This window comes from Streptomyces sp. WMMC500 (genome assembly GCF_027497195.1).
Lineage (GTDB): Bacteria > Actinomycetota > Actinomycetes > Streptomycetales > Streptomycetaceae > Streptomyces.
The window spans coordinates 4,954,140-4,968,232 of record NZ_CP114905.1 but is presented as its reverse complement, the minus strand read 5'-3'; the positions used below and the strand labels follow the sequence as shown (position 1 = coordinate 4,968,232).

Here is a 14,093-nt window from a genome sequence, read left to right as displayed (position 1 = left end):
GCACGCGGTGCGGCTCGCTCCGGGGCCGTCGCCGCCCCGGACTACGCCGCCGCCGGCTCCGGTCGCATCGCGCGCAGCCGCCCGCCGCGGGCGAGTGCCGCCAGGGCACCCGCGCAGGCCGCGCCCGTCACGGTCAGCGCCAGCCACGGCAGCCGCGGATGGTTCTCCGTCACGTCCCACAGCGCTCCCGTCGCCAGGTTCCCCAGGGTGATGCCGAGGCCGGACACGGTGTTGTAGAAGCCGTAGTGCGTGGCGACGAGCCGGCCGCCGGAGAGGGACGCCACCATGTCCATCTCGAACGGGTACGCCATGGCCGTGCCCAGCGCCAGCACGGCCGCGGAGAGCAGCAGGGGGGCCAGTGCCGCCGCCTGTGCCAACGTGCCGTCGCCGCCCGGTGGGGCGCCGGTGAGGAGCAGCGGCAGAAAGGCGCCGCCCATCAGGGCGATGCCGTACACCAGGGCACGCTCGCCCGGCCAGCGCTTCCTCGCCCAGTCCGTGACGCGCAGTTGGCCGACCGCCGCCACGCCCGCCGAGACGGCGAAGAGCGCGGTGGTCACGCCGTCGCCGGCGGCCGGGAAGGCGCGGTGGGCCTGGAGAGGGAACGCCAGGAACACCTGGAAGGACAGGACGTACGAGCCGATCATCGCGGCGGAGAAGAGCATGAAGGGTCGGTTGGAGACGACCGTGCGCCAGTCGGCCAGCACCCCGCGCGCTCCCGGGCGTTCGGCCCGTACCGTGTCCCGCTCGGGCAGCGCCAGCACCTGTACCACCGTCATGCCCAGGAACAGCAGCGCCGCGACGGTGCACACCAGCCGGAAGTCGGCGGCCAGGAGCGCCAGCCCGACGAGCGGGCCGACGAACATCCCCGTCTGGTAGAAGACGTTGAACAACGCGAACGCCCCCACGCGCCGCTTCTCCCCGACGGCCTCGGCGAGGTACGTCCGCACCGCGGGGTTGAACAGCGCCCCCGCGAAGCCCGTCATCGCCGACGCCGCGACCAGCGCCGGGAGCGACTGCACGACGCCCAGCAGCCCGAAGCCCGCCGTCCGCAGCAGGCACCCCGCGATGATCATGCGCTTGCAGCCCAGCCGGTCCGCCAGCGTGCCGCCGACCAGGAACATGCCCTGCTGGGAGAAGTTCCGTACCCCCAGGACCAGGCCCACGGCCCACGCCGCCATGCCGAGCCCGTCGACGAGATGTGCGGCAAGGTAGGGCATCAGCATGTAGAACGCGGTGTTGATGGTGAACTGCTGCACCATCAACAGCCGCACCCCGACGCCGTACGAGCGGAACTCCCGCATCAGGTCCGTCATCCGGCCGTCACCGCCGGGGCGGTGACGTTGCCGCAGCGCGTCCAGCGCTCGACGGTCCGCTCCGCCGGGTGCCCGATCTCGTCGGGGTCCGCGGCCGGCGGGCGGTCGAGCAGGTCGTGGGCGCGGCAGTGGGCGTCGCTGAAGACGGTGTTCCAGTACCGCTGCACGCCGTCGGGGAAGACCGCCGCGATACGCGCCGACGGCCCCCGCGTACGCGCCAGCCACCTCGCGACAAGCGCCACGGCGCCGACGCTCCAGCCGCCCCCCGCGTAGTGGTGCCGCACCAGCCGCCGGGCCGCCCACACCGCCTCGTGCGCCGCGACCCAGTGGCACTCGTCGAACGCCGCGTGGTCGACGTTGCGCGGATGGATGCTGCTGCCGAGCCCGCGCATCAGCCGCTCGCCCGCCGGCTGGCCGAAGGCCGTGGAGCGCACCGAGTCCACCCCGACCAGCCGCATCCCCGGCGAGAACGCCCGCAGCGCGCGGGCGACGCCCGCGGAGTGGCCGCCGGTGCCGACCGCGGTGACCAGGATGTCCACGCGGCCGAGCTGGACGGCGAGTTCGAGGGCGAGGGCGTCGTACGCGGCGGGGTTGTCGGCGTTGTGGTACTGGTCCGGGCACCAGGCGCCGGGCTGCGCGGCCAGCAGGTCGGCGACCCGGTCGCGACGGGCCTGCTGCCAGCCGCCGGAGGGGTGCGGGGCGCGCACGATCTCGACGCGCGCCCCGTAGGCCGCCAACTGGTGCCGCATCAGGGGTTCGAGGCCCGGGTCGGTCACGAGCGTCACCGGGTGGCCGAAGGTGATCCCGGCGAGCGCGAGGCCGAGGCCGAGGGTGCCGCTGGTCGACTCGACGATCGTCGCGCCCGGTGCCAGATCGCCGCGGCGGCGGACGGCGGCGACCATGTGCAGCGCGGCACGGTCCTTGAGCCCGCCGGGGTTGGCGCCCTCCAGCTTGGCCCAGAAGCCGTGGCCCGCCGGGCTGAAGGGTTCGCCGATCCACAGGACGGGGGTGTTGCCGACGAGGCCCGCGGGGGTGCTGCGGGCGCCGTCGACGGGGGCGGGGAGGTGGTGGGCGGCGGTGAAGCCGCGGAGGTCGCCGGGGGAGACGGAGCGCAGGGCGGAGTGCATGGGGGTCCTTCCGCGGCCGCGTGGGTACGGGGCCGGGTGTTCGCGTACGGACGTGAGGGGCCGGGCGCGCGGCGGCGCGCGGGGTGTCGTCACGTACGGCTGACGCATGCCAGGTGGAGGAGGGCGGCCGAGGGCTCGCAGCACGGCTCGCGGCAGTCGGCGTGGCCGGCGTGGTGGTCGAGGCCGTCGAGGTGGTCCGGGAGGTCGAGGTCGTCCGGGAGACGGCCGGCCGGGCGGTCCCGCGTCACCTCCGCGTACGCCGCCGGTGCCGGCGCCACCGCGAGCGCGCTCCCCCACAGGCTCTCGCCGCCCCCGTGATGGGGCGTGCCGGCGTCCGCGCAGGCGAACACCGGGGCCAGCACGACGATCGCCAGCCCCGCGAGAAGAGCGATCACGGCGCGGCAGAGTCGCCGCAGCACGGCGGCGTGGGTACCCGGCACGCGACAGAGCGTAGCCACTTCTGCCCCACCCACACCCCGTGCCCCCTCGTTCGTGCGACATCGAGGATTTCGGTTGACTCAGCTCTCGCGGCCGATCCGGGCCAGGGAGCGGTCGGTGAGGCTGAAGAGCAGGTTCAGTGCCGCCACACCGGTCATCAGCCAGGCCAGGTCGTGCAGCCCGGCGGTCGTGGCCCCCGCCTCGAAGAACGCGGCGGTCGCGGCGGAGGAGAGCAGCGCGCCCAGATACATGAACGTGCGCAGCAGCCCGGCTGAGGCACCCATCCGGGCCGGCTCGGCCTGCGCGTACAAGGCGTTCTGGTTGGCAAGACCGTTCAAACCCTGCGGGAGCCCGAATCCGGCGGCCAGCAGGACCAGCACCCACACGGGGGTGTCCGGGGTGAGCAGCAGCAGCGCGGCGCAGACGCCGACCTGGATCAGCGACCCGGCCGCCAGCTTGCCCCGCACCCGCGCGTGCCGCCCGGTCAGCGCGGTGGCCCCGAGCGCCGCCACGGCGGTGGGCAACTGCAGCAGACCCGCCTGCGAGGCGTCGATGCCGCGGCCCTCCTGGAGCCACTGGCTGTAGCCGTAAAGGAAGGCGTACGCGGTCGTGTACGCCAGCAACTGACGTGCGTACGTGGCCAGCAGGGGCACGTTGCCGCCGAGCACCCGCAGGTCTATGAACGGCTCGGCGGCGGCCAGTTCGCGCCGTACGAACAGCACGCCCAGCACGGCCCCGATCGCCGGCAGGTACCAGCGGACGACCGCCGGGTCCATCAGAAAGAGCACGAACGCGGTCAGCGACACGGCGAACATCACCATGCCGGGCACGTCGGTGCGCGCACCGGAAGGCATGGTGCCGCCGCGGGGCAGCCGCAGGCCGAGGAGCAGACAGGCGGCGGCCAGCGGCACGTTGACGGCGAAGATCAGATGCCAGCCGCCCGCGCCGATGAGCAGCCCCCCGAGCGTCGGCCCGACGACCGCGATCACCTGGTTGGAGGCCGACAGGATCGTCAGGACGCCGGTCGGGCTCTTCGCGCCCGTGCGCTCGGACTCGGTACGCAGCACGGACATCGACGCGGGGTACGCGGCGGAGGTGCCGATGCCGAGCAGCACCCGGGAGACGACGAGCACCCACAGGTTGGGCGCGAGCACGCCCACCAGACCGGCGAGGCCGACCAGCGCGGTGCCCCACAGGTACAGCAGCCGCGGCCCGTACGCGTCGACGAGGCGGCCGATCACGGGCTGGCCGACGGCGGTGGCCAGGTAGAGACCGGAGACCAGCCAGGCGGTCTGCGAGGGCGGCTGGCCGAAGGCGCGGCCGATGGGGATGAGCGCCACCGCGAGCATGGACGAGTTGATCGGGTTGAGGATCGAGCCGAGGACCATCGGCGGCACCAGCCGACGGTCGAACCCGACGGGCTCGCCCGACTCGGCGGACTCCGCGGCCCGCCGCGCCCGGCGGCGGGGCGGCCGGGCCGTCACGGCCGGGCCGCACGGCGGGGCGGACCGGCTTCGGCCCTCACCGCCCGGCTCCTGCCCCCGCGCCTCGTCCGCTGCCCGGAAAGAGGCGGCACCCGGGGTCCGCGGAGTCGCTCATCCCGCCAGCGTAGGAAGCCCACCGCGGCCGGGCAACCGAGGGTCGGCCGTACCGCTGCGCCCGCGGCGGTGTCAGTGGAGGTCCCTACGATGGCGGGCATGAGCGTCGACCTCTTCGCCGGGGGCGCCCCGGCCTGAACCGGCGGCGCCGCGGCGGGCCGCGGCGCGGCGCGCGGTCAGCCGCCGGCCCGCGGACCTCCGGTCCCGTCGGCCCGGTCGCCGGCCCCGGTCGCGTCCGACGCCTCGGCCGGTGTTCCGGGCGCTTCGGCGTCCCCCGGTGCTTCGGCGTCCTCCGGCTCCTCCGTCACGTGCGGTTCCTCCCAGGGCTCCCACCCCTCCCAGTCGAGGGGATCCGCCGACGCGCTGGGGCGCGGGTCGCGCCGCTCCGCGGCGGGAGCTGACCGCGCGAGCGCGGCCAGCGGGTCGCGAAGCCGCTCGACACGGTCCGCCAGGGGCTCGTTCCGGCCCGGGTCGTCATGTCCGTTCGGCATGGAGAAGCACTCCGTCCATCAGGGCCTTCCTACTGTTGCGGCAGTACCGGGTCTCCGTGACGTCGAAGCGACCGGTCTCGAAGTACTTGTTCGCGGGGTTGCCCCCGCGGCAGTACGCAAAGTGGTCGCACGCCGCCCGGCAGGCCGACACGCCACGCATCGCCTCCGCGACCCACGGGGCCGCGGCGGCACGCGCCATCACCTCGTCCAGTTCGGACGTGCGCAGGCTGCCCACCGCGAACCGTCCGTACGCGGGGGACGAGAAGCCCGCCAGCTCCGGCCCCACGGGGATCACGTCGCCGTTCCACATGACCAGCGGAACCGGCTGATGGGGCCGGTCCCCGGCTCGTCCGTCGCCTCCCGCCAGTTGGTCCCCGACCCAGCGCAGGGCGTCGTCGACGTCCCGTACCCGCAGGCGTCCGTCGTGCTGGACCCGGGCCGTGAGAGCCGCCCAGAACTCCACCACCCGGCCGTACTCCGGCGTCCCGGACGCGCGCCACGCCCCCTTCTGCTCCACGAGGTTGAGCCCGAGCGAGGTGCAGCCCAGCCCGGAGAACCAGTCGTACAGCTCGTCGGCCGTCGCGGCCGAGGGGTTGCGGACCACCGCGACGGCGGTGAAGGGGATGCCGTACGAGCGCAGGAGCCCGATGCCGCGCAGGGTGCGTTCGGTGCTGTCACGCCCGGCACGGTCGGCGCGTGCCCCGTTCCGGCCGGCCGGGCCGTCGACGCTGACCGACACGTGGACGCGCCTGCGGACGAACAGTTCGCACCAGGAGTCGTCGATGAGCGTGGCGTTGGTCTGCACGCCGTGGCGTACCGGATGGCGGCTGCCGGCCGGCAGGAACGCGCCCAGCAGCTCCTCGAAGTGCCCGATCCCGGCCGCGAGGGGTTCGCCGCCGTGCCACACGACGCGAACCGGGTGCCGGCCGGCCCAGGCGGACACGCCGCGGGCCACGGCGTCGGCCACCTCCCGGGGCATGCGGCGGGCGCGCGCACGGTCGGGCAGGTAGCAGTACGAGCAGTCGAGATTGCACAGGGTCGTGGGCTGGACGTAGAGCAGCGAGGCCGTCGGCGACAGCCGCGCGGGCGGCATCGCGTGCGCGCTCGGCCCGGTCGGGGCGCTCATCCCGGCCCTCGCGGACCGGAGAGCGCGCGGATCGCGGCCAGCCGCTCGTCGCAGAGCCCGCGCTGGTAGTCGGCCCCCAGCTCCGCGAAGATCGACGCGGCGTGCTCGTACGCCGCGGCGGCCTCCTCGTGCTCCGCGAGCCCTTCGAGGCTGAGGCCGAGATCGTGGCTGACGATCGCCTCGCGGTACCTGGCGCCGATCCCCCGCAGGACGGCGAGCACGGCGCGCTGTTCCCCGGCCGCCGCGGCGAACAGCCCATGGTCGGCAAGGACGAGGGCGCCTTCGTTGCGGCACGTGGCCTCGCCTTCACGGTCGCCGAGGGCGGCGAAGACGGCCCGGGCGCTCCGGTGCGCCTGCGCGGCCTCGTCCAGCCGGCCCGTCCCCCGCAGCACGCGGCCGATGTTGTTGGTGACCATTCCCCCCAGCGGCGGGTCGCCGACGTCCGTCATCAGATCCCGCGCCCGGTACAGGGCCGCAAGGGCCTCGTCGTACCGCTGCTGCTTCAGGAGCACGTGCCCCCGGCCGTTCTCCGCACGGGCGAGGGCACCCACGTCGCCCGCTGCCGCGGCGATGCGTGCCGCCTGGTCCTCGGCGGCGAGGGCCTCGTCGAAGAGCCGGAGGAGGGTCAGGGTGCTCGCGAGGTTGTGCCAGCTCCGCCCGCGGCTGACGGCGTGCGCGTCCGGCAGGTCCTCGTACGCGCGCAGCGCGGTGCGGCAGGCGGCGACGGCCTCCTCCAGCCGCTGCGTCCAGCGCAGGGCGACTCCGAGGTTGTTCGCGCACTTGCCCTCGCTGAGCCGGTCACCCAGCCCGCGGCTGGCCTGCAGCGCGCGCTCGTACACGGTCACCGCGTCGTCGTAGCGGCGGCGCAGCGCGAAGTACTCGCCGAGGTTCAGCGCCAGGCGCACGGCCGCGCGCGCGTGGGCGGGCTCCGCGGCCCAGCGGGCGGCCGCCACGAGCGAGCCGCGCTCGGCGTCGAGCCAGGCGAAGGCCGCATCGCGGTCGGCGAAGCCCGCGGGGTCCTGGGGTGGAACAGCGGGGGCGGGAGCCGACGACGTCAGCAGGCGCCTTCTGGCCGCCGTCGCCCGGTCGCAGTAGTGGGCGAGCAACCGGGTCCTGGCCTCCTCGTGCCGCTCGTGCAGGCGCCGGTCGGCGCGGACTTCGGCCACGGCGTAGGCGCGTACGAGGTCGTGCATGCGCCAGCGCCCGCGCGCGTCCCTCGGCTCCACCAGGTGGGCCCGGACGAGCGTGTCGACGCCGCGGACCGGGAGGGGCCCGCCGTAGCTCGCGGTCAGCGCGGCCACGGACACGTCCGCGCCCGGGTGCAGCGCGAGGAGCCTGAAGAGGTGGGCCTGCTCGTCGGTCAGCAGGCGGTACGACAGGTCGAAGGCGGCCCGGACGGCGCGTTCGCCGTCGTCCAGGTAGCGCATGCGCGTCGACATATCCCGCAGCTCGTCGGCGAGTTCGGCGACGGGCTTGCCCGGATCGGCGACCAGCAGGGCGGCGGCGATCTGAAGGGCGAGCGGGAGGTGCCCGCACCGCCGGCACAACTCGACCGCCGCGCCGGCCTCCCGCTCCAGCCGCCGGTCCTCGGGGTCGGCGGCCGTCAGCGCCTCGTGCAGCGCCGCGAGCGCGGCGGCCGGCGCGAGCATGCCGAGGCGGAGCTGGTGTGCCCCGAGTTGCGCGAGGACGTTCCGGGAGGTGGTCAGGACGCGGTGCGCCGGGCTGCCCGGCAGGAGGGGCCGCACCTGGGAGGAGGTCGCCGCGTTGTCCGCCAGCAGCAGCGCGGGGCCGCGGTCGGCGGCGACCCGCTCCAGCACGGACCGGTACAGTCCGGCGCGCTCGTCGGCGGTCGGCGGGGTGTGCTCGGGCTCGACGCCGAAGGCGCGGAGGAGCGCCTGGAGAGCACCGTCCGCGGTGACGGGGCTCTCCTCGGCTCCGTGCAGGTCGACGAAGTAAACCCCGCCCGGGAACCAACCCGCCCGCCGCGCCTCGTACGCCGCGTGGAGGGCCAGCGACGTCTTGCCCACCCCGCCGAGGCCGGAGACCGCCACGGGGGACGCGGTCGGGGCGGTCCCCTCCGGCGTAGGACGTAACAGGTCGAGGAGGGTGGCCAGTTCGTCGCCGCGGCCGACGAACGAGGGCCCGGGGGCCGGCAAGGCCGACAGGTCGGCGGAGGGCCCCGGCGGAGCCGGGGGCGATTCGGCAGCGGGTGGCCGCGCTTCGGCCGGCAGGGGAGGTTCGGCGAGCGTGCTCGCCGAACCGTGGGCTGCGGGGCGGCCGCCGCGGTTGGCGCTGCGCTCCCGGCGGGCCTGCGCGAGGAGTTGCCCCCACCACGCCTCCGGCCGCACGGGGTGTCCGGCGCGGCCTGCGCGTCCGGCCTCGCTCTGCAGGAAGGCCGTCAGCGCCAGGAAGTACCGCGTGTGCGCCGGACCGGGCACGGTGCGCGCGTTCAGCCAGCCGCTGAGCGTCGAGTCGGCGATCGCCGCGGGCGGGCGCTGCTCGCGGCCCAGGCGCACGAGCCGGTCCAGCGTCGGCCGGCCTGCGGCCTCGTACGCCGCCGCCAGCTCCGCCCAGAACCGCTGCGCCTGCCCGGCCAACCGGAACCCCCTGTGCCCTGGAATCTTCCGACGCCCTCCGGGCCGCAAACCCCCCGGAAGCCACCACAAACTTACCGCCGCCCAGGGGATCGGCGGGCTCCCGGCGCAGTGCCGCCTTCGCCGGAAACCCCTCGGAACCGCCCTCATGGCGCCAGCGCCCGGCCGTATCCGCGCGGCCGGCACCCCGCCGGAGAGGCATCGCCATGACCGACGCTCCCACCCCGGACCCGAACGCGGCTCCCCGCGCGACTGCGCAGCCGACTGCGCGCCCGGAGCCGGCCCCGGCTTCCCGCCCGGCCTCGCAGCCGGAGCCGTCCCCGGGCACCGGCGCCCGGGGCCGCCGGGTGCTCCTCACCGCCCTGCGTCTCCTCGCGCCCGCCGCCTGCGGCGGCGCCGCCGAAGCGCTCACCGCATGGCTGCTGCAGCGCTGACCGGACCGCGCTCCCGCCGCTCCCTCTCCCGTCCCGTCTCCCCGGGGGGTCTCAGGGGAGCGGGCGGCGGTGCGCCCAGAGGTCCAGCGGCGGCGTCGGCGGTACGGGATGGAGGCTGCCGGTTCTGGTCCAGCCCCAGGCGTGGTACGCCGCGCCCGCCGCCGCGTTGCCCTGCGGCAGCAGCGCCACCGCGGGGGACGGTGCCCAGCGGGCCAGCAGGTGCTGCTGCAGCCGCGTCGCGACGTGCCGGCGGCGCTGGTCCGGCACCACCATCAGCTCCGCCACCACGAACGCCCGCGGGGACGAGGTGATCTCCGCCAGCGCCTGCGGCGGCCCCTCCGGGAAGTCCGGCCACCACACGCCCGAGCGGTCGGCCCGGAACCCGTACGCGCAGCCCACCGGGCGGTCGCCCCCGGCCAGCACCATCTCGAACCCCGGCCGCTGCACGTGGTCCTCCAGCCGCCGCAGGAAGTTCTCCCGCTCCGGCGCCGCCCTGCCGGCCGCGCCGTTGTACGACGCGACGTACACGTCCGCCACGGCCTCGCGCTGCGTGTCCGCCTGCCACCGGCTCAGGCCACGTAAGAACAACTCAGACACTCGTCCTCCCCCGGTCCGGCCGGCCGCCCCATGCCCGAGCCCCTGTGCCCCCAGCGTAGACCCGCCGACCCCCGTGCACATGCCCCCGAACAGGACGAAGTGCCGCCTACCTCTCCAGGGTCACCGTCAGGCTCCGGCCGTACGCGTGATGCGTGTCCACCACCAGCTTCGTCCCGCCGGGCACCCGGCCGACCCGGACCCCGTCGTCCCCCGCAGCCTTCCGCAGCGGTCGCCCGCGCAGCACCACGGTGACCGTGTCGCGGTCCATCGTCGGGTCCGCGACGGCCACGCCGACGCGCCCGTCGTCCCCGGTCCGTACGAGCACCGAGGCGGGTCCTTCGATGCTCAGCCCGGCGGTGTCGTGGCGGCCGGGGGTGAAGGAGTTGGCGGCGGTCAGGCGGAGCGCGGAGTGGCGGACGGCCTGGAGGCGCGGGGAGTTGGCGGTCACGGTGAGCGGGCCACGGCGGCGGTACGCGTCGAGCCGCGCGGCGGAGGCGTGCGGCACCAGGGCGTACGCCAGGCGCGCGACCCCGTGCCGCGGTTCGTGGTCGACGGTCGCACTGAACACGGTGCGCGTCACCGCCGTGTCCGGGTTGGCGGTCCGTACGACGCGGCGGCTGCGCGTGACGTCCTCCAGCCCGACCCGGACGCGGGGCGCGTCCAGGAAGACGTACCCGACGGCGGTGCCCTCCGCGGCGTCCGCGTAGCGCAGCCACCTCAGGTGCGCCGTGCCCGGCCCCTCCCAGGCGCGGCCGTCGCGGCGCGCGCCCGTGACGGAAACGGCGGCGGAGGGATCGGCGGTGCGGGCGTCGACTGTCGTGGTCACGGTCCGGCCGGCGGGGTCGCCGAGGCCCGCGGCGAGGACGACGATCTCGTCGTCGAGCATGAACCACGACTTGGTGGCGGTCGCGTTGCGGTAGACGACGAAGTCGTCGGGGAGAACATCGCGTTCGGCGTACGCGACGTCGTCGGACTGCACCATCGCGGACGTGCCGTACACACCGAGGACGGCGCCGCCGGAGTGGCGGTTGGTGCCGCGCGGGAAGTAGACGTACTTGTTCTGCGACTCGGAGGACGAGGTGAAGTTCAGCGGGTGGCCCGGGTTGTCGTACCAGAGCTTGCCGTCGTACAGCTCCGGTACGGTGCCGCGCCGCTCGACGGGCGCGGTGGCGCCGGCGAGGCCGTAGGGGGAGACGACGGTGTAGTAGTCGACGCCGTACGCGCGCGTCTGGTCCTGCCCGGAGAGGTACAGGTAGTACGCGCCGTCGCCCTGGAACCAGGGCATCAGGTTCTCGCCGCTCATGTACTCGTACTTGCTGATGCGATCAGAACTGCGCGCGAGCGCGAACGCGAAGCCGGGGCGCCGGTGGACGTGCTTGTCCATGGCGTTGAACGCGACGCTGCGCGCGGCCGGGTTGAGGTCGGCGGGCGGCACGGTGTCGTCGCCGACGATGTCGGCGTAGCGCACGACGCTGACGGGGGAGACGAACGAGGCGGGGTCGAGGGCGGCGCGCGAGGTGGCGCGGATGTGCTTGACGTAGCTTTTGAGCGCGGCGGCCTCGGCGCCGGTCGCGTAGTCGGCGAGGTCGACGACGGCCTCGACGACGACGGCGACGTCGGTGTAGCCGGACGTCGTGCGGACGACGGCGCGGCCCTTGACGACCTCCATCATCCAGCCCTCGAAGATCAGCGGCGCGAAGCCGTCGCGCACCCAGCGCTGCACGACGGGCACGAGCGCGTCGGTGTGTGCGAAGCCCGTGCCGTCGAGGATCTTGAGCGTCTGGACGACGCGCGTGAGCAGTGCCTTGCCGTACGAGCCGGTGTACGCGACGGAGTGGTGCTGGATGAACGAGCCGTCGGCGTAGTAGCCGTCGGTGTTGCCGTGGCGGATGTCGTACGGGTCGACGGTGGCGAAGACGGTGAGCTGGTCCTCGAGCGCCTTGGCGATGCGCGCCTCGCCGCCGGTCTCCTGGGCCGCGGCGAGCAGGGCGCCCTGGATGATGCGGTTGGTGGTGATGTCGGCGAGGTTGGCGCCGGTGTGGAAGCGGGAGTCGAGGTCGACGTCGCCGTCCTTGCCGTTGCGCAGGTACGCGTCCATGGAGGCGACGTACGTCGTGAGGAGGCCGGCGGGGACGGCGCCGGGGACGTCGGCCAGGAGCGCGAAGGTCTTGCCGACGTGGGTGGAGATGGCGATCTCCCAGTTGTGCCAGTTGCCGTAGTAGCCCTGGGACTGGTCGCCGTAGTAGTGCGCGTGCAGCCACACCAGGCCGTCCACGACGCGGCGCTGGGCGGCGGTGTCGCCGTGCAGGTCGCCGCCGGGGGCCCGGGTGGCGAGGGCGATCTCGTAGAGCATGCGGTAGGAGGTGGCGAGGTTGACGTCGCTGGTGCCGAGGGGGACGCCGGCGAACAGCTCGCCGGTGGCGGTGCCGGTGTCGGCCATCGCGGCGAGGTTGGCGCGGGCGGTGCCGTGGAGGGCGGCGACCTTGGCGGCCGCCTCGGGGCGGGCGTTGGTCTCGGGCGTGCCGGCGAAGACGGCGCGGGTGTGGGCGAGGAGGAGGGCGGGATCCGCGGCCGCTTCCGACGCGGCGGCGGGCCGGGCCGGGAGGACCGCCAGCAGACCGGCGGCGGGCAGGGTCGACAGCAGGCGTCTGCGGGTGAACTCCATGGGGTCCTCCCCCGGTGCGTTGGGGCACTGGCAGCCGGAGTCAAGCAGACGGGGGGTGCGCCGACAAGCGCTTGCGAGGTGCGGCCGGAATCCGGCGCGCGGCGGAGGTTTCACGGGAAACGCCGGCAGAAGGCGACAGGCGCTCTTTCGCGGGGCGCGAGGCGGCCACCGCGTACGCGCGCGCCGTGCCGCCGTGCGCCCGCTTTCCGTACGACGGGACTTGCCCGTTCACACCGGGCGGCCGGCCGCCGCCCACTACGATCCACGCTACCCCCCACCCTCATCGGCGAGAGCGAGCGCATGCGGTCGGACACACGTCAGAACGCACACCTCACCTACCGCGCCAACACCGGCGCCGGACGCCACGGCTGGCTCCGGCTGACCCCCGCCTACTCCGTGAGCCTCGTGCGCCGCTACGCCGCCGAGATGCCGCCCGGCTCCGTCGTCACCGACCCCTTCTCCGGCACCGGAACCACCCCCCTCGCCGCCGCCGAGCACGGGCTGACGGGGCAGTCGCTGGACGTGAACCCGTTCCTGATCTGGCTGGGGAAGACGAAGACCGCCGCGTACGAGCCGGATCACCTGCACGAGACCCGGCGGGCACTCGCCCCGCTGGTGCACCGCGCCGAGGAACTGCTGCCGGAGGCCGCCGAGCTGTGGCAGCCGGAGCTGCACAACATCGGGCGGTGGTGGGCGCGGAGCGCGCTGGACGCGCTGAAGGCGGTGCGCCGGGCGCTGGACGCCGCGGCGGGCGGGCTGCCGCCGGGCGGGCGGGACCTGCTGGACGTGGCGTTCTGCCGGACGCTGATCGCGTCGAGCAACGCGGCGTTCAACCACCAGAGCATGTCGTTCAAGGAGGCGCAGGAGCAGGACGCGGGCGGCGGCACTCTCCAGGCGCTCGACCTCGATGCCGCGCGGGCCGTGCTGGAGACGTTCCGCCGCGAGACCGGCACCACGCTCGCGAACGCCGCGCCCCCGCTGCCCGGCACGGCGCGCGTCCTGTACGGCGACTCCCGCGACATGCAGCCCGCCGCCGGCCGGCTCACCCCCTGCGACCTGCTGCTGACCTCGCCGCCGTACGTGAACCGTATGTCGTACATCCGCGAGCTGCGCCCGTACATGTACTGGATGCGGCACCTGCGGCGGGCGGAGGACGCCGGCCGGCTGGACTGGCAGGCGATCGGCGGCACCTGGGGCGCGGCCACCTCGCGTGTACGGGCCTGGCGCCCGCCGGGGCCGGCGGCCGAGGGCGTGCCGGAGCCGGTCGCGGGCGAACTTGCCAGGGCGCAGGCGGCGATCCGCCGGGACGGCGGGCGGAACGGGCCGCTGCTGGCGAACTACGTGGGCAAGTACGTGCACGACATGTGGGGGCACTTCCGGGCGGCGTACCCGAACGTGCGCGGCGGGGGGCGGGTGGTCTACGTGATCGGCAACTCCACCTTCTACGGCAACCAGGTGCCGGCGCAGGACTGGTACGCGGCGCTGCTCCGCGAGGCGGGTTTCGCGGGGGTCGAGGTGGAGGTCATCCGCAAACGGAACAGCAACAAGGCGCTGTTCGAGTACGCGGTGTCGGGCGGACGGCCGTAGGGCTCGCGCGGCTGCCGGGGGACGAGGGCCGGGGGGCGGGTCGGGTCACCGGCGGGGGTTTATCCACAACTGGGCAGTAATCCACAGATTGGCGGTGCGCGCGCCGCTCGGCTCCGGCGAGGA

At 74.9% G+C, this 14,093-nt stretch carries 11 protein-coding genes; 2 read left to right on the top strand and 9 right to left on the bottom strand.

Going from position 1 to position 14,093, the window contains the following annotated elements:
* Nucleotides 1-41: 41 nt before the first annotated feature.
* The 7 genes from O7599_RS21410 to O7599_RS21380 form a co-directional block, all read right to left on the bottom strand.
* Entirely contained in the window at nt 42-1,313 is a 1,272-nt protein-coding gene (locus O7599_RS21410; RefSeq protein WP_281617214.1) for an MFS transporter, read from the bottom strand.
* Nucleotides 1,310-2,440: a PLP-dependent cysteine synthase family protein gene (locus O7599_RS21405; RefSeq protein ID WP_281617213.1), complete on the bottom strand. Its 1,131-nt coding sequence runs from the start codon at nt 2,438-2,440 to the stop codon at nt 1,310-1,312. The genes O7599_RS21410 and O7599_RS21405 overlap by 4 nt, the downstream gene beginning before the upstream one ends.
* An 89-nt stretch (nt 2,441-2,529) precedes the next feature.
* Nucleotides 2,530-2,880 (bottom strand): hypothetical protein, encoded by a 351-nt coding sequence (locus tag O7599_RS21400; protein WP_281617212.1) that lies wholly within the window; start codon nt 2,878-2,880, stop codon nt 2,530-2,532.
* A 78-nt stretch (nt 2,881-2,958) separates the two neighbouring features.
* Nucleotides 2,959-4,362, bottom strand: a complete 1,404-nt coding sequence (locus O7599_RS21395; protein WP_281617211.1) for an MFS transporter — start codon at nt 4,360-4,362, stop codon at nt 2,959-2,961.
* Between the two features lie 290 nt (nt 4,363-4,652).
* Complete coding sequence (locus tag O7599_RS21390; protein WP_281617210.1) at nt 4,653-4,967, bottom strand: hypothetical protein; 315 nt, start codon at nt 4,965-4,967, stop codon at nt 4,653-4,655.
* Nucleotides 4,951-6,093 (bottom strand): cyclophane-forming radical SAM peptide maturase AmcB, encoded by a 1,143-nt coding sequence (gene amcB / locus O7599_RS21385; protein WP_281617209.1) that lies wholly within the window; start codon nt 6,091-6,093, stop codon nt 4,951-4,953. The genes O7599_RS21390 and amcB overlap by 17 nt, the downstream gene beginning before the upstream one ends.
* Entirely contained in the window at nt 6,090-8,690 is a 2,601-nt protein-coding gene (locus tag O7599_RS21380; RefSeq protein WP_281617208.1) for a tetratricopeptide repeat protein, read from the bottom strand. The genes amcB and O7599_RS21380 overlap by 4 nt, the downstream gene beginning before the upstream one ends.
* Nucleotides 8,691-8,893: 203 nt before the next feature.
* Here O7599_RS21380 and O7599_RS21375 point away from each other — a divergent pair, with 203 nt between their 5' ends.
* Nucleotides 8,894-9,121 carry a hypothetical protein gene (locus tag O7599_RS21375; RefSeq protein ID WP_281617207.1) on the top strand — a complete coding sequence of 76 codons (228 nt, stop codon included), beginning with the start codon at nt 8,894-8,896 and terminating at the stop codon, nt 9,119-9,121.
* A 51-nt stretch (nt 9,122-9,172) separates the two neighbouring features.
* Here O7599_RS21375 and O7599_RS21370 read toward each other — a convergent pair whose 3' ends face one another.
* A complete protein-coding gene (locus O7599_RS21370; RefSeq protein ID WP_281617206.1) occupies nt 9,173-9,718 on the bottom strand; it encodes a hypothetical protein in 546 nt (181 codons plus the stop codon).
* Nucleotides 9,719-9,824: 106 nt separating this feature from the next.
* The gene (locus O7599_RS21365) at nt 9,825-12,383 is read right to left on the bottom strand and encodes a polysaccharide lyase family 8 super-sandwich domain-containing protein (protein ID WP_281617205.1); all 2,559 of its coding nucleotides are present in this window, start codon (nt 12,381-12,383) and stop codon (nt 9,825-9,827) included.
* A gap of 300 nt (nt 12,384-12,683) precedes the next feature.
* Between O7599_RS21365 and O7599_RS21360 the strand changes: the two genes are divergently transcribed.
* On the top strand, nt 12,684-13,970 hold the full coding sequence (locus O7599_RS21360) for a DNA methyltransferase (protein ID WP_281617204.1): 1,287 nt from the start codon (nt 12,684-12,686) through the stop codon (nt 13,968-13,970).
* Nucleotides 13,971-14,093 lie beyond the last annotated feature (123 nt).